This is a genomic window from Cupriavidus sp. C2SS-8b, from assembly GCF_057073745.1.
The window spans coordinates 3245903-3265186 of the sequence record NZ_CP172716.1 but is presented as its reverse complement, the minus strand read 5'-3'; the positions used below and the strand labels follow the sequence as shown (position 1 = coordinate 3265186).

The 19284-nt window shown below is 62.6% G+C and carries 18 protein-coding genes, 1 tRNA gene and 2 pseudogenes; 15 read left to right on the top strand and 6 right to left on the bottom strand.

The window, feature by feature from the left end; genetic code table 11:
* The first annotated feature begins 21 nt into the window (after nucleotides 1-21).
* From ACIGJB_RS15100 to ACIGJB_RS15085, 4 genes are all read left to right on the top strand, one after another.
* Complete coding sequence (locus ACIGJB_RS15100; protein ID WP_483709564.1) at nucleotides 22-765, top strand: cytochrome c1; 744 nt, start codon at nucleotides 22-24, stop codon at nucleotides 763-765.
* 209 nt (nucleotides 766-974) lie between these two features.
* Entirely contained in the window at nucleotides 975-1586 is a 612-nt protein-coding gene (locus ACIGJB_RS15095) for a glutathione S-transferase N-terminal domain-containing protein (protein WP_008643086.1), read from the top strand.
* Between the two features lie 57 nt (nucleotides 1587-1643).
* Nucleotides 1644-2132, top strand: coding sequence for a ClpXP protease specificity-enhancing factor (locus ACIGJB_RS15090; protein ID WP_483730545.1), 489 nt, complete (start codon nucleotides 1644-1646; stop codon nucleotides 2130-2132).
* Nucleotides 2133-2193: 61 nt separating this feature from the next.
* Nucleotides 2194-2269, top strand: a tRNA-Thr gene (locus ACIGJB_RS15085).
* A gap of 72 nt (nucleotides 2270-2341) precedes the next feature.
* Here ACIGJB_RS15085 and ACIGJB_RS15080 read toward each other — a convergent pair.
* Nucleotides 2342-3349, bottom strand: coding sequence for an AraC family transcriptional regulator (locus tag ACIGJB_RS15080; protein WP_483730544.1), 1008 nt, complete (start codon nucleotides 3347-3349; stop codon nucleotides 2342-2344).
* A gap of 354 nt (nucleotides 3350-3703) precedes the next feature.
* Here ACIGJB_RS15080 and ACIGJB_RS15075 point away from each other — a divergent pair.
* From ACIGJB_RS15075 to ACIGJB_RS15035, 9 genes and pseudogenes are all read left to right on the top strand, one after another.
* Nucleotides 3704-4132 (top strand): annotated as a pseudogene (locus ACIGJB_RS15075) (Rieske 2Fe-2S domain-containing protein); the annotation flags it as partial.
* Between the two features lie 64 nt (nucleotides 4133-4196).
* Nucleotides 4197-5465, top strand: a complete 1269-nt coding sequence (locus ACIGJB_RS15070) for an IS256 family transposase (RefSeq protein WP_483729500.1) — start codon at nucleotides 4197-4199, stop codon at nucleotides 5463-5465.
* 40 nt (nucleotides 5466-5505) lie between these two features.
* Nucleotides 5506-6357: pseudogene (locus ACIGJB_RS15065) on the top strand (SRPBCC family protein); the annotation flags it as partial.
* 1 nt (nucleotide 6358) lies between these two features.
* Nucleotides 6359-6835, top strand: a complete 477-nt coding sequence (gene andAd / locus ACIGJB_RS15060) for an anthranilate 1,2-dioxygenase small subunit AndAd (protein WP_483730543.1) — start codon at nucleotides 6359-6361, stop codon at nucleotides 6833-6835.
* An 11-nt stretch (nucleotides 6836-6846) separates the two neighbouring features.
* Entirely contained in the window at nucleotides 6847-7179 is a 333-nt protein-coding gene (gene andAb / locus ACIGJB_RS15055; protein WP_483730542.1) for an anthranilate 1,2-dioxygenase ferredoxin subunit AndAb, read from the top strand.
* A 14-nt stretch (nucleotides 7180-7193) separates the two neighbouring features.
* Nucleotides 7194-8417, top strand: a complete 1224-nt coding sequence (locus ACIGJB_RS15050) for an NAD(P)/FAD-dependent oxidoreductase (protein ID WP_483730541.1) — start codon at nucleotides 7194-7196, stop codon at nucleotides 8415-8417.
* A 65-nt stretch (nucleotides 8418-8482) separates the two neighbouring features.
* Nucleotides 8483-9868 (top strand): MFS transporter, encoded by a 1386-nt coding sequence (locus ACIGJB_RS15045; protein WP_483730540.1) that lies wholly within the window; start codon nucleotides 8483-8485, stop codon nucleotides 9866-9868.
* Between the two features lie 14 nt (nucleotides 9869-9882).
* Nucleotides 9883-10800, top strand: coding sequence for a dioxygenase family protein (locus ACIGJB_RS15040; protein WP_483730539.1), 918 nt, complete (start codon nucleotides 9883-9885; stop codon nucleotides 10798-10800).
* Nucleotides 10801-10983: 183 nt separating this feature from the next.
* A complete protein-coding gene (locus tag ACIGJB_RS15035; RefSeq protein WP_483730538.1) occupies nucleotides 10984-12708 on the top strand; it encodes an amidohydrolase in 1725 nt (574 codons plus the stop codon).
* Between the two features lie 120 nt (nucleotides 12709-12828).
* Here the strand turns inward: ACIGJB_RS15035 and ACIGJB_RS15030 are convergent, their stop codons facing one another.
* Together ACIGJB_RS15030 and ACIGJB_RS15025 are read right to left on the bottom strand one after the other, a co-directional pair.
* Nucleotides 12829-13881: a phytoene/squalene synthase family protein gene (locus ACIGJB_RS15030; protein WP_483730537.1), complete on the bottom strand. Its 1053-nt coding sequence runs from the start codon at nucleotides 13879-13881 to the stop codon at nucleotides 12829-12831.
* A gap of 70 nt (nucleotides 13882-13951) precedes the next feature.
* A complete protein-coding gene (locus ACIGJB_RS15025; protein ID WP_483730536.1) occupies nucleotides 13952-15781 on the bottom strand; it encodes a DEAD/DEAH box helicase in 1830 nt (609 codons plus the stop codon).
* A gap of 307 nt (nucleotides 15782-16088) precedes the next feature.
* On the opposite strand from ACIGJB_RS15025, the gene sorA reads away from it, so the two are divergent.
* The gene (sorA, locus tag ACIGJB_RS15020) at nucleotides 16089-17345 is read left to right on the top strand and encodes a SorA family sulfite dehydrogenase catalytic subunit (RefSeq protein ID WP_483730535.1); all 1257 of its coding nucleotides are present in this window, start codon (nucleotides 16089-16091) and stop codon (nucleotides 17343-17345) included.
* Between the two features lie 19 nt (nucleotides 17346-17364).
* Complete coding sequence (gene sorB / locus ACIGJB_RS15015) at nucleotides 17365-17982, top strand: SorB family sulfite dehydrogenase c-type cytochrome subunit (protein WP_483730534.1); 618 nt, start codon at nucleotides 17365-17367, stop codon at nucleotides 17980-17982.
* A 91-nt stretch (nucleotides 17983-18073) separates the two neighbouring features.
* Here sorB and ACIGJB_RS15010 read toward each other — a convergent pair whose 3' ends face one another.
* From ACIGJB_RS15010 to ACIGJB_RS15000, 3 genes are all read right to left on the bottom strand, one after another.
* On the bottom strand, nucleotides 18074-18544 hold the full coding sequence (locus tag ACIGJB_RS15010) for a hypothetical protein (RefSeq protein WP_483730533.1): 471 nt from the start codon (nucleotides 18542-18544) through the stop codon (nucleotides 18074-18076).
* Nucleotides 18545-18549: 5 nt separating this feature from the next.
* Nucleotides 18550-18789, bottom strand: coding sequence for a DUF4258 domain-containing protein (locus ACIGJB_RS15005; RefSeq protein ID WP_483730532.1), 240 nt, complete (start codon nucleotides 18787-18789; stop codon nucleotides 18550-18552).
* A 253-nt stretch (nucleotides 18790-19042) separates the two neighbouring features.
* Entirely contained in the window at nucleotides 19043-19231 is a 189-nt protein-coding gene (locus tag ACIGJB_RS15000; protein WP_483730531.1) for a hypothetical protein, read from the bottom strand.
* Nucleotides 19232-19284: the final 53 nt, after the last annotated feature.

The window sequence follows — 19284 nt, the reverse complement described above, 5'->3', positions numbered from 1 at the left end:
ACAAGAGGACAAGGACACACGATGAAAAAGCTGCTTTCCATCATTGCGCTGGCAGGCGCCTGCTTTGCCGCCGCGCCCGTCATGGCCAACGAAGGGGGGTATCCCCTGGAGCCGGCACCGGTGAACACTGCGGACCTGTCGTCCCTGCAGCGTGGCGCCAAGCTGTTCGTCAACTACTGCCTGAACTGCCACAGCGCTTCGCTGATGCGCTACAACCGGCTCAAGGACATTGGCCTGACCGATGACCAGATCCGCGACAACCTGCTGTTCTCCGCGGACAAGGTTGGCGAGACCATGACCATCGCCATGCAGCCGAAGGAAGCCAAGGCCTTCTTCGGCGCGCAGCCGCCCGACCTGTCCGTCATTTCCCGCGCCCGCGGCGATGACTGGCTGTACACCTACCTGCGTACCTTCTACCGCGACGACAGCCGCGCCACCGGCTGGAACAACCTGGTCTTCCCGAGCGTCGGCATGCCGCACGTGCTGTGGGAGCTGCAGGGGCAGCGCGCCGCCAAGTTCGCCGAAACGGAAGAGCATGGCGAGAAGGTCCACAAGTTCGCCGGCTTCGAGCAACTGAGCCCCGGCAAGCTGAGCAAGGTCGAGTATGACCAGGCGACGGCCGATCTGGTCGGCTTCCTGGACTGGATGGCGGAACCCGCGCAGAACCACCGCAAGCGCCTCGGCGTCTGGGTGCTGCTGTTCCTGGGTATGTTCACCATCTTTGCGTGGCGCCTGAATGCCGCCTTCTGGAAAGACATCAAGTAACGTCCCAGCCGGCCCGGTGGCATAAAAAAGGGGCCAGAGCGGAAGTTGCTGTAGCAGCACCGCTCTGGCCCTTTTCCTATTGGGATTGCTCAATCAGTCATCCCATAAGTGACGTATTTATATCTTATTTGCTTTTCGATGCCCGAGTTTGGCAGAATGTCTGACCTTACCGTCCGACCCCGCATCGGCTAAGCCCAAGGAATCCAACCATGATGGTGTTGTATTCGGGTACGACTTGCCCGTTTTCCCAGCGTTGCCGTCTCGTCCTGTTCGAAAAAGGCATGGACTTCGAGATCCGCGACGTTGACCTGTTCAACAAGCCCGAAGATATTTCGGTGATGAACCCCTACGGCCAGGTGCCTATCCTGGTCGAGCGCGACCTCATCCTGTATGAGTCGAACATCATCAACGAGTACATCGACGAGCGCTTCCCGCACCCGCAGCTGATGCCGGCCGACCCGGTGCAGCGCGCGCGCGCGCGCCTGTTCCTGTTCAACTTCGAAAAGGAACTGTTCACCCACGTCTACGTGCTGGAGAACGAAAAGGGCAAGGCTGCCGAGAAGAACCACGAGCGCGCCCGCGCCGCGATCCGCGATCGCCTGACCCAGCTTGCGCCGATCTTCGTCAAGAACAAGTACATGCTTGGCGAGGAATTCTCGATGCTCGACGTTGCCATTGCCCCGCTGCTTTGGCGCCTGGACCACTATGGCATCGAGCTGTCGAAGAACGCCGCGCCGCTGCTCAAGTACGCCGAGCGCATCTTCAGCCGTCCGGCCTATATCGAAGCGCTCACCCCGTCGGAAAAGGTGATGCGCCGTTAAGCTGGCAGGCCCGATGCTTGCGCATCGGGTCAACCACCGGCGTCATGAAGAAGCACCATGCCTGAAACTTCCACCAAGCCCTACCTGATCCGCGCCATCTACGAATGGTGCACGGACAACGGCTTCACGCCGTACGTCGCCGTTTTTGTCGACGCCAACACCAGCGTGCCGCGCGAGTTCGTCAAGAACAACGAGATCGTGCTCAACGTCAGCTTCGACGCCACGAGCGGCCTGGACATGGGCAATGAGTGGATCACGTTCAGCGCGCGCTTTGGCGGTATCTCGCGCAAGATCGACGTGCCCGTGGAAAATGTGCTCGCCATCTACGCGCGCGAAAACGGCCAGGGCATGGCATTCCCGGTCGAGCGCAGCGTGCCGGAAACCCTGGCCGCGACCGAACGGGAAAGCAACCCGCCGCCCAAGCTGGCCCCGGTGGAATCCGAGACTCCGGTCGACGCCGAGCAGGGCGCTCCGGACGACGACGAAACGCCGCCGCCCGTGCCGCGCATCGGTGGCAAGAAGCCGTCGCTGAAGGTGGTGAAGTAAGTCACCCGCAACGCACCAAAGCGGACCGCAATGCAGTAGAATCGCGGTCTGAATCAGAAATGCCGGCTTAGCTCATCAGGTAGAGCAGTTGATTTGTAATCATCAGGTGGCGGGTTCGAGTCCTGCAGCCGGCACCAGCATTTAAAAACGGGCTACGCAATCTTGCGTAGCCCGTTTTGCTTTTTAGGTGGCGCAGGAGATCCGGTCAACTAAGTCTGCCGCTTCTGCGTGTCACTGGGCAACTCATTGAAGCGTGCCGCGTAATAGGCGGCGAAGCGGCCAAGATGGCCGAAGCCGAGTGCCAGCGCGGTTTCAGTGATGCTGGCCCCCGGGTCGAGCAGCAGGCGCGCGCGTACCGCATCCAGGCGGATATTGCGCAGCAGTTCCATTGGCGAGATGCCATGGTGACGGTGGCAGACCGCATTCAGCGTGCGAAAGCTGACGCCCGCGGCGCGCGCCAGGTCCTCGAGCGAGACCGGCGCGCAAAGATGGGACTCGATGTAGGCCATCACGGCATCCATCTGCCGCATGCCACGGCCGGCCGGTGTGGCTGCGGCTTGCCCCGACACCGCAGCAAGCGGCAGCGGCAGGGCGACAGTACTCACGGGCTGGTGCAAGAGGAGAAACAGGGCCAGGCTCCGCTCCAGATGATCAACCCAATTGGCATGCACGGCAGAGTCGTGCGAGCACGACAGCACATTCAATAGCGATTGCGCGATCAGGTCCCATTGCGGTTCGAGCACACGCGGCAGCAGGACGCCGGGGGTGAGTTCGACAGGGGCCATGCCTTCGCGCCCCACGGCCTCATGCAACAGCGTGTTAGGCACCCTGACAATCATCTGCTGATTGCCGGGGCTCCATCGGAGCCGAATCCGCTCCTTTGGCGCGAGCACCGCGGTGCGGCCCTCGGCAACCCACAGCCGGTGGCCGTCACATTCGATTTCGGCGCCGCCTCCGAGCGACGTATGGACGAGGGAAAAGTCCTCGAACGGCCGAGCGGATATCTCGACTTCGGCGCCATAGCGCAGCGCATAAATCTTCAGGCGATTGAGTTCGCCCTTGAACATCGCCGCATTGGGCGCGCCAGGTTTCCAGCGCAGCACATGGTCGGTGAGTTCACGCGCGACGTGATCATGCGCCTCCACGCGTACATCGGATCGGAACAGCGGATTGCTATAGAGCGCGGAGAGGGCAGGGGTCCGCGGAGAAAGTGGCATTTGTTGTCCCCGTTTCGGGGCCTTGCGGTGGTTTCACTGCGCCGCCTGCACTGAAACTGCCTGGAAAGGCCCGGACTGATCTGCGGGAGGGCCTGATGGCCCTTTTGTTTTTCTGCGATCCATCTTGCCATAGCGCGCGCGGCATGAGTAGCGCCGCACGGCCGCCGCAACCCCCATCTTGCCGAAAGTGGATGGCAAATCGGGGGCACCTTGCCATTTCCGGATAGCCCGCGCCTGTGCGGCAAAAAACGGATCGCCGCGCGGCGCGGGTTCGCCAGTTTCGGATAGTGCGGCTGGCAGTGAATTCCTACACTCGGCCCATTCCCCTACCCACATAATTTCGCGGAGACAGCGATGTCAGACTCCCCACGGATGGCCGGGTGCGCCAGCGATCGGAAAGTGTTCTTTCCCCAGGCCGACGGCTCATGCGTTCCCTACAGTGTGTTCAGCTCGCAAGAGGTCTACGACCGGGAGCAGGAGCGCATCCATCGCGGGCCATATTGGAGCTTCGTCGCCCTGGCCTGCGAGATTCCCAATCTCAACGATTTCAAGAGCACGTTCGTCGGCGACACGCCGGTAGTGGTAACGCGCACGGCAAACGGCTTTGCCTGCTGGGTCAACCGCTGCGCGCACCGCGGCGCGATGGTGTGCCGCGAGAAGTATGGCAATGCGGAGTCGCATACCTGCGTGTACCACCAGTGGAATTACTCCTGCGAGGGCGACTTGCAGGGCGTGCCGTTCCGGCGCGGACAGAAGCAAGGCACCGTCACCTTGACCGGGATGGCCAAGGCCGAGCCTGTCAGATTTTTAGTGTGACGAGGTCATGAGACGATTACGGAAACGTCCTATGACCGACACAACAGTGACCAAGAAGAGCAAGAGCCCGAAGGCACCCAAGCTGTTCCCTGATGAACTGATCGATCAACTGCTGGCGCAGGTCCAGAACAAAGATGCCGAGTCGATCCTCGGCGAATCAGGCCTGGCTGGGCAGTTGAAGAAGCAATTGGCCGAGCGAATGTTGGCGGCCGAACTGACTCATCACCTGGAGAGCGAGGCGGAGCAAGGCAAAGCCGGCAACCACCGCAACGGCAAGAGCCCCAAGACAGTCATTACGCCCAACGGCGAGCTGACGCTCGATATCCCGCGCGATCGGCAGGCAACGTTCGAGCCGCAGTTGGTTGGCAAGTATCAACGCCGGCTTCCAGGCTTCGACGACCACGTCATCAGCATGTATGCGCGCGGCATGAGCGTGCGCGAGATTCAGGGCCATCTGCTGGAGCTATACGGGCTCCAGGTGTCGCCCGATCTGATTTCCACGGTCACGGATGAGGTGCTGGCCGACGTCGAGCAATGGCAGCAACGGCCGCTCGAGGCCATGTATCCGATCGTGTACTTTGACGCGCTCCGGCTGAAGATTCGCGACGAAGGCACGGTCAAGAACAAGGCGGTCTATCTGGCGCTGGGCATTCGGGCCGACGGCCGCAAGGAAGTACTGGGCCTGTGGATCGAGCAAACCGAGGGCGCCAAGTTCTGGCTGAAGGTCTTCAACGAATTGAAGAACCGCGGTTTGAACGACATCCTAATCGCAGTGGTCGATGGCTTGCGCGGCTTTCCCGAGGCGATCGAAGCGGTCTATCCGGATGCCCAGATCCAGACCTGCATTGTGCATCTCATCCGCAATTCGCTGAGTCTGGCGAGTTGGAAGGATCGCAAGCCGCTCGCTGCGGCGCTCAAGCCGATCTATCAGGCCGCCACGGCCGATGCGGCAGCAGCGGCGCTGGAGGCTTTCTCCCAAGGCGAATGGGGTCGTAAATTCCCTACCGTCGCGGCCATGTGGCAACGCCAGTGGGAGCAAGTGATTCCCTTCTTTGCCTATCCACCGGAAGTACGCAGAATCATATATACGACCAACGCCATTGAAAGCATGCACATGCAGTTGCGCAAGATCGTCAAGAATCGAGGCCACTTCCCCAGCGACGAAGCGGCCAGCAAGCTGTTGTTTCTGGCCTTGCGCAACATCGAAAAGGATTGGAAGATGCCGCCTATCACCTGGCGGCAGGCAGTCAATCAGTTCGCCATTCTGTTTGGCGAGCGATTCACCAACGCCATCGGCTGAGATTTCTTACAACGACCTCAGCACACGAAATTCCTGACACGTCCCCAAGGCCTTCGATCCGTCGCAGCACGGACTGCAGAAGCTGCGCGTTGAAGAGTACCGTGGTCTGTTGTTCGCCACCTTCAGCGACGGGGCGCCGCCGCTGCCCGACTACATCGGCCCCGAGATGCGCCCCTGGGTGGATCGCGTCTTCCACAAGCCGGTCGTCTACCTGGGCTGCACCCGCCAGTACTCGAAATCGAACTGGAAGCTCTACTTCGAGAACGTGAAGGATCCGTATCACGCCAGCCTGCTGCACCTGTTCCATACCACCTTCAACATCTTCCGCGTCGGCATGAGCGCGCGCTCCATTCCGGACGCCACACATGGCCTGCACAGCCTCATCACGGTGACCAAGCCGAAGCAGGACACCAACACCGCGGCGGCATACACGGACCAGAAGATCCGTTCGATGCAGGACGGCTTCGCGCTGGAGGATCCATACGTGCTGGGGCAGATCTCCGAGTTCGAGGAGGACTGCACCAACCACATCCAGCCCATCTTTCCGCAGCTGGTCATCCAGCAGATCCACAACACGCTGGTGGCGCGCCAGTTGCTGCCCAAGGGGCCGAACAACTTCGAGCTGGTGTTCCACTTCTTCGGCTACGAGGACGACACCCCGGAGATGCGCGAGTTGCGCCTGCTGCAGGCCAACCTGGTGGGACCGGCCGGCTACATCTCGATGGAAGACACCGAGGCCACCGAGCTGGTGCAGCGCGGCACCGTGCGCGACGGCGACAAGACGTCCTACATGGGCATGGGCCTGGATGCGCCCGAGCAGACCAACAGCAATATCACCGAAAACCTGATTCGCCGCTTCTGGGCCGGATATCAGCACGCGATGGGGTACTGACATGAATAATGACCTGCAGCTCTGGATGGAGTTGAGTGCGCTGCAAAACCGCTATGTGCACGCCATCGACAACAACCTGCTGGAAACCTGGCCGGCCTTCTTCACCGAGGAAGGCACGTACACCATCATTTCGCGCGAGAACGCCGACCGCGGTCTGCCCGCACCGATCATTCACTGCCGCAACCAGAAGATGATGCGCGACCGCATCGTCGCACTGCGCCACGCCAACATCTATGAAGCTCACGGCTATCGCCATGCACTCGGTGGGCTGGTGATCGAAGCCGCAACGGACGAGGAAGTGCGCACGGTGTCGAGCTATATCGTGGTCAGTACCGGCGCCGCCGGCGACTCCGTGGTGTACCAGGCCGGCGTGTACCGCGACACCGTCGTCAGGCAGGACGGTGCCTGGCGCTACAAGGAAAAGCGGGTCGTCTACGACACCTCCCGGGTCCAGACCCTTCTCGCCACGCCGATCTAGGAGTGCATCCAATGAGTACATGGCATGACGTCGGCGCCGCCGATGAATTCATCGAGGACGAACCGCGCGCCGTCGAGGCGGCTGGGGTATCGATTGCCGTCTTCCGCGTGGGCGAGGAGTTGTTCGCGCTGCATGACCTGTGCACCCATGAGCGCGTGCCGTTGTCCGAAGGCTTCGTCGAGGACGGCTGCGTTGAGTGCCCGCTGCACCAGGGTTTGTTCGACCTGCGCACCGGCGCGCCGCGCAAGGCGCCTTGCGTGACGCCGGTCCAGACCTATCCGGTGCGGGTGGCAGAGGGCCGCGTGCGGATCCAGGTGCTGCCGCAGCTGGTCGCGCTGTCCTGAAGGCGGGAGCTGTCATGAGTACGGATCCAAGGACGATTGTCATTGTCGGCGCCGGCCAGGCCGGCGGCTGGGCCGCACGCACGCTGCGCAGCGAAGGCTTCGACGGCAGAGTGGTGCTAATTGGCGACGAGGCTCACCCGCCCTATGAACGCCCGCCGCTCTCCAAAGTGGTGCTGGCTGGCGAGGCCGCGCCTGAAAGCGTGCATCTGCTCGACACAGCGACGCTGGCGTCCTTGTCTGTCGAATGGCTGGGCAGCGCGCGCGTGGCGCGCCTCGACCGCGCGGGCAGGCATGTTCAGCTCGCGGGCGGCAACACGATCGCCTACGACAAGTTGATCCTCTGCACCGGCGGGCGCGCACGCATGCTCGACGTGCCGGGGGCCGACCTGCCCGGCGTACACACATTGCGCACCATCGACGATGCGCAGCGCCTGGGCCCGGCGCTGCGGCCTGGCGCGCGCGTGGTGGTAGTGGGCGGGGGCTGGATCGGCCTGGAAGTGGCAGCCACCGCGCGCAAGCGCGGCGCCGAGGTCACGGTGATCGAAGCCATGCGCAGGCTGTGCGAGCGCAGCGTTCCGACAGAACTGTCCGAACACCTGCTCGAACTGCATGCCGCCCGAGGCACCGAGGTGCTGCTCGATACCGGCGTGACCGGCATTTCGGCGATCGCATCGGGCGGGCTCCGCCTGAGGTTGTCCAATGGCCGCGAGATCGATTGCGACGTAGCAGTCGTGGGCATAGGCCTCGTGCCGAACGACGAGCTGGCACGTGTGGCGGGACTGGATTGCGATGGTGGCGTGCTGGTCGACGCGCAGTGCCGCACGTCCGATCCGGACATCTTCGCTGCCGGCGACGTGGCAGTCGCACGCAATGGCTGGGCCGGGCGCCGCATGCGGCTCGAGTCGTGGCAGAACGCGCAGGAGCAGGGCATTGCAGCGGCAAAGTCCGCGCTCGGACGCGAGGTGCATTACGACCCGCTGCCGTGGTTCTGGTCCGACCAGCACGGCACGAACCTTCAGATCTACGGCGTGCCGCAGCCGTCCCAACAGATGGTGGCGCGCGGCGATCCGGCATGCGGCAGCTTTGTCTTCTTCTATCTCGAAGGCGAATGCGTAATGGCCGCACTGGGCGGAAATGCCGCGCGCGAGCTGCGCTTCGCGCGCCGCCTGATCGAGAACCGCACACCGGTCAGGCCGCAAGACCTGGCCGACCCAGGCATATCGCTGGCCAGGCTTTAGTGGCTGGCACCACGCAGCCAATGCCACACGGATGGCATTCAAGACATAAAGAAACGGAGGAGACCATGCGGCAAATCGACATCCAGAGAATGGCCGGCGAGGCCAGGCTCAATGCCTTCCACTACCGCGTGCTGATCTGGTGCGCGCTGATCATCATCTTCGATGGCTACGACCTGGCCGTGGCCGGCATCGCACTGCCGTCGATCATCAAGGAAATGGGGGTCGGCCCGACCCAGGCCGGCTTCCTGGTCAGTACCGCGCTGTTCGGCATGATGTTCGGCAACATCCTGCTGGGCACCGTTGCCGACCGCATCGGCCGGCGTCGGGCCATCGCGGTCTGCATCGCACTGTTCAGCGTATTTACCGCAGCAGCAGGGTTTTGCAAGGACCCGCTGTTGTTCGGCGTGGCGCGCTTCCTGGCCGGCATCGGCATCGGCGGCGTGATGCCAAACGTCATCGCGCAAATGACCGAATACGCGCCGCAGCGCGTGCGCAGCACGATGGTGACGCTGATGTTCAGCGGCTACTCGGTTGGCGGCATGCTGGCGGCCGTATTGGGCAAGAGTCTGATCGAGAGCTACGGCTGGCAATCGGTGTTTATCGCCGCGGGCCTGCCGTTGCTCCTGATCCCGCTGGTCCTGAAGTCAATGCCGGAATCCGTGCCGTTCCTGATCCGGCGCGGCCGCACCGACGAACTCAAGCGCCTGGCGGGCAGCATTGATCCGGCGTACCGGCCGGGCGCCGACGACCGCTTTGTCATCGCTGGTGCCGAGGTATCCACGAGCGCGCCGCTCCGCCAGCTGTTCCAGCAAGGCCGTGGCCTGAGCACGCTGATGTTCTGGCTGTCGTGCTTCATGTGCCTGTTCATGGTCTACGCGCTCAGCTCGTGGCTGACCAAGCTGATGGCCAGCGCCGGCTACAGCCTGGGCTCGGCGCTGACCTTCGTGCTGGTGCTCAACCTCGGCGGCATGATCGGGGCCATCGGCGGCGGCTGGCTGGCGGACAAGCTGCATATCAAGTACGTGCTGATCGGCATGTACCTGATGGCCGCGGTGTCGATCACCCTGCTGGGCCATCCCATGCCGACCGGCTGGCTGTACCTGCTGGTCGGCCTCGCCGGCGCATCGACCATTGGCACGCAGATCGTCGGTTGTGCCTATGCCGGGCAGTTCTATCCCATCGCCATCCGCGCCAGCGGCATCGGCTGGACCCTGGGCATGGGCCGTGGCGGCGCCATCCTGGCACCGATCGTGATCGGGGTGCTGGTCGGGATGGGATTGCCGCTCGCGCAGAACTTCATGGCCATCGCGGTGCCCGGGATGGCAGCGGCGCTGGCCGTGCTGATGATCCGGCACGCACGCTCGGCCTCGGCCGCGGCTGACCCGCGCAAGGCCACGATCAGCGGCGAGAGGATCGATATTCCGCAACGTCCTGCAAATTCCAACCCTTAAGGAGACCACTCATCATGGCTGAATACACCCCTTCCGAACTCCTCGCGCTGGTCAACGGCAGCCAGGTCAGCGCAGGCGACGAGCGCGTGCGCGCCATCACAGCGTGCATCGTTGCCGATCTGTTCCGCACCATTGAGGCGTTTCAGGTCACGCCGAATGAATTCTGGTCGACCATGCAATGGCTGACGCGCCTGGGCCAGGCCGATATGGTTGGCCTGATCACAGCTGGCCTTGGCTTCGACCGGCTGCTCGATATCCTCGAAGACGAGGCCGACCAGGCCGCCGCGCGCGCCCAAGGCACGCCGCGTGCCATTGAAGGCCCGCTCTACGTTGCAGGCGCGCCGTCGGCCCAGCGCGAAGTGCGTCTGGATGAAGGCAATGAGGGCAAGGGTGAAGTCCTGGTGATGGAAGGCCGTGTGCTGGACCTGGACGGCAAGCCGGTGCCGCACGCGAGCGTCGACGTCTGGCATTGCAACGAACTGGGCCGCTACTCGCACTTCGACCCGGCGCAGCCCGACTACAACCTGCGCCGCCGCATCGAGACGGACGCCGATGGCAACTACCGCTTCCGCAGCTTCCTGCCGCCGGGCTACGCGATTCCGCCCGACAGCCCGGTGTCGGAACTGTTTGCGCTGCTGGGACGCCACGGCAATCGCGCGGCCCACATCCACTTCCTGGTATCGGGCAGCGGCAAGCGTGCGCTGACCACGCAAGTCAACATCCCGGGCGACACCTTCCTGGACGACGATTTTGCCTTCGCCACTCGCGATGGCCTGGTCGTGTCGCTGGAAAAGGTGGCGCGCTCGACCGAGTATGCGGCGCTCGGCGTGACGGGCCCGTTCACCCGTGAGCGCTTCGACTTCGTGCTCCAGGATGCGCTAAACGAAGCAGAAGCAGTCGCCGCCAGCCGCTACGCCACTGCGGCTGCCTAAGCTCGCAGCAAGCGGGCAACGCCACGGACCGATCGATCTGGCTGTGGAAATATTTGAAATATAAACAATCGTAGCCTAAATTAGTCGGCAATGGGCCCTCCCGAGGGATGGCCCTTGATTCCGGCAAGCCCTGGCGAAGCCGGAATTGCACACGCCAACTAGAACGAAAAGGGGGAGCAACGAATGAACATCAACAAAAGCAGAGGAGTGTCAGCCTGGCTCGGTCTCGCGGCTGTCGTGCTGCCGCTTGCAGGCTGCGGGGAGGGCTCATCGGAACCTGTCGCCGACACGATCTACACCAACGCAAAAGTCCTGACCGTCGATGCTGGCAACGCTGTAGAACAGGGATTTGCCGTCAAGGATGGAAAATTCCTGACGGTCGGATCGGCAGATGCATTGACGAGGCATATCGGGCCGGCCACGCGTGTGGTCGACATGGGCGGACGCACCATTGTCCCTGGGCTCAGCGACGGCCACCTGCATGGCGCGGGCGGTGGTCCTGGCATCGACCTGTCGCGTACGCGCAGGATTGACGATGTGCTGGCAGCCATTCGCGATGCCGTTGCCAGTCATGCGCCGGGCGAACTGCTGCAAAGCAACTCCGACTGGCACGAGGCCCAACTGAAGGAGGTTCGCCTGCCTACCCGCGCCGAACTCGACGCAGCGGCGCCGAATAACCCGCTGGTGCTGCACCGCGGCGGCCTGACGGCCATGCTCAACAGTGCGGCGCTGGCCAAGTGGAATATCACGGACAGCACAGTGTCGCCCGAGGGCGGCATCATCCAGAAGGACAGCAACGGCCAGCTGACCGGCGTCCTGATCAACAACGCGCGCTCGCTGATGACGCTGCCCGCGCCGCCCAGATTTGACACCGCGGCACTGGAAGAAATGCAGCGCAAGCTCAATGCGCTGGGGCTGACCAGCATACGCGTGCCGGGCATGTTCACGGGCACCGACGTACCGTCAGCCTACGCCGTCATCCGCCAACTCCAGGGTGCAGGCAAGCTGAGCCTGCGCTTTCAGCTGCTGCTCAACGCCATGGCGCCGGTAAGCACCGCCGGGCAGGTCAAGGCCATTATTGGCTCGGCCCAGCTGCCGCCAGGGACTGGTGACGAATGGGTACGCATCTGGGGCGCGAAGACCTCGGTCGATGGCGGGTTTGAAGGCGGCTATATGAGCCAGCCTTACAACGAGCCGTTCGGCAAGGGCGGCACGTTCTACGGACTGCCGCTGGTTTCCGGCCAGGCGTACCAGGATGTTGTCGCGGAGCTGGCCCGCAATAAGTACCGCGTGGCCGTGCACGTCGTTGGCGATGCGGCACTGGACCAGGTCCTGGCGGCGTGGGAGAGTCTTGACAAGGCCAGTCCGGGCGCCGTCAAGGGCTGGACCATCGAGCATGCATTCGTGGTCCGCAAGGAGCAGCTGGAGCGCGTGCGTGCCCTGGGCGCCCGGCTATCCGTGCAGGCCCACCTGTACGTTGCGGCACCGGTACTGTCCAAGTACTGGGGGCATGATCGGGCGGAACACGTGACACCCGTGAAGACCTTCATGGATTTCGGCTTTAAGCTGGTAGGCGGCACCGATTCGGCGAACATGCCGGTCAATCCGTTCTGGGCGATGTATCACTTCATTACCCGCGACACGATTACCGACGGCGTATATGGCCCGGACGAGCGCGTGGGACGTAACGACGTGCTGCGCATGTTCACCATCAACTACGCCGACCTGAACGGCGAGGCCGATACCAAGGGCTCGATCGAGAAGGGCAAGCTGGCCGACTTCGTGGTGCTGTCGGGAGACTATCTGACGGTGCCTGAAGTCGACATCCAGAATCTCCATGCTGTTGCGACCTATGTCGGAGGCCGGCAGGTCTACCGCGACGCGGCCACTTCGGTTCCAGCCTTTTAAATCGACGCCGGGCGCACGGAGCAATTTCAAAACGAACAAGGGCGGGAGGCCAAAACCTCCCGCTCTTGTTCTCTTGGCTGAATTGCCCGCGGGGGATGCGCCCGGTTACCCTTATCGTGATTATCGTGACAACGCGGCCTCGATGCGTGCGATTTCGCCTTCCATCCAGCGCCGCAGCAAACCATCCGACATGACCAGCGCCGTGCTGCCCCCAAGGATGCGATAGACCTTCTTGCGATCGGTCTTCGAGACCTTGCCCGGATCGAGCCAATCCTCGTTCTCCACGAGCAGCCGCAACGTATCGAGCCCGATCAGAATCGGCCACAGGCAAGCGAGCCGCAAACGCACGGCGGTGCGCGGAATCGCCAGCGTGTAGGCCATGGCTTCGCGGAAGTGGTCCAGCGCCAGCCGCACCAGTTCGAACAGCACCGGTCGCATGCGCCGGAAATTTGCCGGTTGCAGCAGGTCGTGCGGTTCGTATCCGTGGCGATCGAGAAGTGCCTTGGGCAGATAGCAACGCCCGATACGCAGGTCGCCGCCGCAGTCGCGCAGCACGTTGACCATCTGCAAGGCTTTGCCGAAGCGGATGCCCCGGCGTTGCATGATGGCTGGCTCTTCTCGGAGTACGCCGGGCTGGTGCGCGTAGGTCATCGTCGACCAGAAGTCTCCCACGCAGCCGGCGACCAGGTAGGTGTAGCGGTCCAGGTCGGAAAGATCCTCCAGCGCGCCAAGTTCGCCCGAGCGCTCGTCCGGGAACGTGCGCAGGTCGAACTCCATGCCCTCGGTCAGTGTGGTGACGATGCCGCGGACCGCGGCGCGGTCGGCATCATCGAGTTGCGCCAGCACGTCGAACGCGGGTCCGATCGATTCCAGCAGTGCCTTTTCTTTTGATTCCGTCTGATGACTGGCGACTTCGCGCGACAAGCGCTCGGAGAACGGTGCCGGGTCGCCGCGGCCGTTGACACACTCGCGCAGCGCCAGCAGCAGATCCAGGCGCTCCGCAGGAGGAATCAGAGCGGTGTCCGCAATGGTGTCGGCCGCGCGCGCCAGCAGGTAGGCCAGCCCGACCGGGTCGCGCATGCCCGCCGGCAGGATGCGCAGCGTCAGGTAGAACGAACGGGAAACTCCCTTCAGCAGCGGGCCGAGCAGGTAGGCCCGGGTCGGGTTTTGCATGGGTCGATGGTGGCGCGAGGGTAGGGCGCATTGTAGCGGGCGTGGGCGGCATTGCCGCCGCTTTGAACCATCAGGGGAGCCGCGCGATCGCCTCTTTCAGCTTTCCCGCAAACCTCGATTCTTCGCCGCACGTCATCACCAGTTGTCGCGTTGCTCTTGTCATCGCGACGTAGAGAAGGCGGGCCTCTTCTTCCACCGATTCATCGTATCGATGCGGCATGCCTGTTGCCGGGATGCAGACCAGCGGAAATTCCAGCCCCTTGCTGCTGTGCATCGTCACAACCTTGACGGTATCCGCGCCGGGCATGAAACGCTTGCTCTTCTGCGGCAGTTCAAACGGGATGCCTTTGCGTTCCATCATGCCGATCAGCGGTTCAACCATATCGAGATGCCGATACACGACGGACATCTCCTTCCATGGCGTACCTGTCCGGTTCTCATCAAGCAAGATTTCCGCGATGCGATCGGCCTCGTCCTTTAGCGTCGGCAGCTCCAGCAACAGCGGCCTGGGCCCCTGGCGCCCGGCGGCGACGGGTTGCACGGTGGGCGCTTCGTCTTCCTGGGCATCTTTCGGCGCCAGCAATTCATCGGCAAACCTCCGTGCGACGCGCAGGATCTCCCGCGTGTTCCGATAGTTCAGCTTCAGGATGGTGGTCCGGCCGGTTGCCTTGATGCCAACGCTCGCGAAGGTGAATTTCTGCTTCTTCGATCCCCCGTAGATCGATTGGGCATCGTCATACAGCACCAGCAGCGAATTGCTCTCGGGGTTCACCATCTGAACAATGAGCTTGAACCACTCCGGTCGGAAATCGTGGCCCTCGTCGATCAGCACGGCATCGTATTGCCCGGAGGGAATCGCCTTTCTGTCGACGCCGCAAATGACCCGTTCGACCATCGCATCGAAGAACGCCTCATTTCTTGGGCCTTGCGGCTCGCCGACATGGAATGCTCTCAACTGGCGCGAGCACCAGGAATGGAAGTTGTGAACGTGGACTTTGTCCTGGATGCCTTTCTCTTCCATGCTCGCAGCCAGCTTGGCCGCCAGCGTGCGATTGAAGCAGAGGACGAGAATCGGGCGGCTGACCACCTTTGCGAGGTGCTCGGCGCGATAGCCCAGAATGATGGTCTTGCCGGATCCCGCCACCCCATGGATGACCCGGTGACCCTCGCCGAGACTTCTGGCCAGTTGTTCCTGCTGCAGATCCATCACGCGCAGGATGTCAGGGATTTCTTGCGCGTCCGCCGCATCGTCCTGAAACAGGCTGCGCTGCTCCGGCATGCGAATCTGCGGAAAGAGATGCCAGCGAATCCGGTCGATCTGTGGCAACGACAGCTTCATGGTGAACTTGACCGGAAACATTTCCCAGAAACGCTTCTGAAAGGCTTCCGCATCAACGCTGTCGTACATCTCGTCCTGGCAGATCACAAGGTGCGGCGGCAGGACTTCGCCGAGGTTGGTCTTGTCGAACTGCGCGCGGGTGATATTGGCGAGCACCACGCCGTGCCCATAAGGGAAATACGGCTTGCCTTTCAGGGACCCCGAGGGCCATACCAGTTGCGGATCGCGTTGCAGCAGGTCTGTCACGAAATACATGAACTGCCGCGCCTGCTCCAGCGGGTTCAACTCATGCACGAGCCCGCGGGCTGTCAATAACGTGACGTTGCGCTGGTCGATCTCGTGGATGGTGTCCAGGCGCCAGTCCTTGACTTCGAGAATCAGCAACCCGCGGCTTGGGTGGAAGACGATGAAATCCGGATGCCGCGTCTTCTCGCCGATCGCAACGTCGTACCAGCAGAGGTAGTCGTCCTCCAGCTTCGCTTCGAGACGCTCGGCGAAGCGGCGTTCGCCACCGGTCATGCGCGATGTGACCGAACCCAGCGCGGGAATCAGCGTGGCCATACCTTGTGTCGTTTTTTGGCTTGTTTGCGGCTGCACGAACGGCGTACAAGCAGTCGCGGACCCGGTGCGACGACCGTTCTGGCAGGGTATTCCTCCGCGCAATTGTAAGCAAGAAGCGGTAAATGTGGCGATTTCGTTTCCTTCTTGCTCGTCGCGGCCGGATGCTGAGGTCTGGCTTCTGGCTCTGCCATCCGTTTCGCCGATAACCCTTACCGAAATATCGAGTTATGCGCCGCCCCGCCTGCTAGCGACAATTCGCCAAAGTCCTCATCGTGGACACTATATTCAGAACAAAAGGGAGAAGACCATGACTGCCCCCGATCATCCCCACCACCGCGATACGCGCGAGCGGCGTCGTTTCCTGCAGGGAGCCGGCGCTCTGATGGCGCAAGCCGCGCTTGGCGCCACGGCATTTGACGCATTGGCCGCCGGCACGCCGGGCAAGGTCGTCTTGCCCTTCGCCAATGGCGAGCGCGAAATGGCCACCTTCCCGCAAAAGCGACCGCTGATCTTGCTGACCAGCCGCCCGCCTCAGCTCGAGACGCCGTTCAGCGTGTTCAACGAGGGCATCATCACGCCCAATGACGCGTTCTTTGTGCGCTACCACTGGAGCGGCATCCCGACTTCGATCGATCCCCAGGCTTATCGCCTGCGCATCGGCGGCCATGTGAAGGCGCCGCTGGAACTGTCGCTGGCGGACCTGAAGTCCTTGGCCGATCCGGTCGAGATCGTCGCCGTGAACCAATGCTCGGGCAACAGCCGTGGCTTCTCTGAACCGCGCGTGAACGGCGGCCAGCTGGCCAATGGTGCGATGGGCAATGCGCGCTGGACGGGCGTGCCCTTGAAGAAGGTTCTGGAAAAGGCCGGCGTGCAGCCGGGTGCGGTGCAGGTGACCTTCAATGGCCTCGACAAGCCGCCTCTCGAAACCGGCCCGGACTTCGTCAAGGCGTTGAACATCGATCACGCGCTCGACGGCGAGGTGATGCTCGCCTGGGCGATGAACGGCGCGGACTTGCCGATGCTAAATGGCTACCCGCTGCGCCTCGTGGTGCCGGGACACTACGGCACGTACTGGGTCAAGCATCTGTCGGACATCCAGGTCGTGGACAAGGTGTTCGATGGCTTCTGGATGGCGTCGGCCTACCGCATTCCGGCGAACCCGTGCGCCTGCGTGCCACCCGGCACCGCGCCGTCGGCCACCACGCCGATCGGCCGCTTCACCGTGCGTTCGTTCATCACCAGCCTGGAAAACGGGGCCAAGGTGCCGACGGGCCGCGAAACGGTGGTGCGTGGCATTGCCTTCGACGGCGGCTACGGAATCGGCGAAGTCGGCTTCTCGCCCGATGGTGGCAGGACCTGGCAGGCGGCAAAACTCGGTCAGGATCTGGGGCGCTACTCGTTCCGTGAATGGACGGCCGTACTGCGCCCGCCGCGCCGCGGCAATCTTGACCTGCGTGTGCGCGCCGTGAACCGCATCGGCCAGAGCCAGCCGATGGAGGCGCTTTGGAACCCGCCCGGCTATATGCGCAACGTGGTGGAAACCACTCGCGTCACCGCGGTTTGAGGGAGGGGACATCATGAACATGAAGACCCTGATTGCCGCCGCGCTCGCTGCTTCCGCTTTGCCAGCCATGGCGCTGGAGATCACCCTGCCGGCGGAAACCGCCGCCTGGCGTCCGAGCGATCTGCCCGGATACCGGCTCGTGCAGCAGAACTGCATGACCTGCCATTCGGCGCAGTACGCGGAGACACAGCCGCAGACGTCCCCGCGCGCCTATTGGGACGCGACCGTCAAGAAGATGAAGAAGCCGTACGGTGCCCCGGTGCGGGATGAAGACATGCCGGCTATCGTCGACTATCTCGTCAAGACCTATGGTGCTGAGCGCGGCAGTGCGACACCTGTAGCCGCTGGTGCTGTGCCTGCCGCGCCGGCAGCCGCTGGTGGCGCGCCGCGCACCGCGGATGCGCTGCTCGGCGCCAACCAGTGCAGCGCCTGCCATGCGGTCGACAAGAAGGTCGTTGGCCCGGCGTTTCATGACGTGGCGGCGAAGTACGCCGGTAATGCCGATGCTACCGGCAAGCTGATGCAGAGCATCCGCAACGGCGGTAGCGGCAAGTGGGGACAGGTGCCGATGCCGGGGTTCCCGCAGTTGGATGAGGCGGATCTGAAGACGTTGGCGACTTACGTGTTGTCGCGGTAATCAAGCGGCGAATCTGGCGCAATGTTCGCATCGTGCTGTCCGGCAGTCACAACTTGTCGGACAGCAGGATCGGATGGCTGCTTGCCGGACGTTAGGTGACGGCAGTCTCGTCTGTGTTTTGGGGTTCGAACTTGGATGCCCACCCCGATTTAGCCGCACGCAGCACAATTCGTTGCTTTTCTGCCCGCTCCACGGCGTTGATGCGCTCAACGACCGAGGCAATCGGGGCATTGCCTTCGGCCCTTGCCAGGTAAAGAAGGCGCACCAGCTTGTCCGCCCAACGCGGCACCTTGCCCGTTTTTTCCCACCGGGCAACGGCCTGCTCGTTATTGCCGAGAAGATTGGCAAGCCCAGCTTGAGATTGCATTAGGCCGGCACTGCGGAGATAGCGGAATTCCACGCCCGTGAGTGGTGAGAGTTTTTTTGCGAGCGCGAGGCAGATGGCGACACACAGGCCATCCAGATCCTTGATGGATACGCCCTCGCCGTAAGGCGTCATTCGCACTTCATAGCCGTTGACCAGCCACACGTCCTTGAGGCCGCCGTCTGTGTAGTGGTACATGTGCTTCATCCTTTGGTGACTTCCATCACCGTGATGATGGTCAATTCAGGGGCACGGTGTTCGACCAGCACAACGACGCCCACATTCATGCCGGAAACATACCGCTCCATCACGCAGCGCAGCCCCATTGCGCGCATGTCTGGCTCCGGTTCGCGCACGATGACGCCTTTGCGCAGCGTTTCCAGCACCATCGGATCGTTGATTCTCCTTTGCAGCATGCGCTCACGGGCGTGATGCACGAACACGATGTTCGACGTATCCTGGGCGCATGCACGGACGTGCTTTTCGAGCTGGTGTTTCGAAGGTTGTCCCAACGAGTCACCTATTATTTTGATAGGTTGAAGTGTACCGAGGAGTTCGGCCTGCGTCTATCAAGAGGAAGGCTCGTGACTTACCAATCGGCAGCTGAATTTCCCGACTGTTGCGTCGTGTGGCATTGCCACACGGATACGACGTCCTGGCGCAGCGCAAGGCTATGCCACGCCAGAACCACTCGAGTTAATGCGCCAGCAATTCCCCAGCCATTACCAATCCCAGTCGCGCCCTGACCAGCTCAAGCAGGCAGAACGCACTGAAGCACTCCTCCGACCGCTCACACTGCGGCTCCAGCAGGCGAAGCACACCTTCGATTCCTGCGCTGACTTTTTCAAGGCTGGAATCCGCTGCTGCTACATCGATGATCGACATATGACCTCCATCGTTTATGGAAAGCCTGCCGCAAGAAGTTTGGGAGGCGGCGG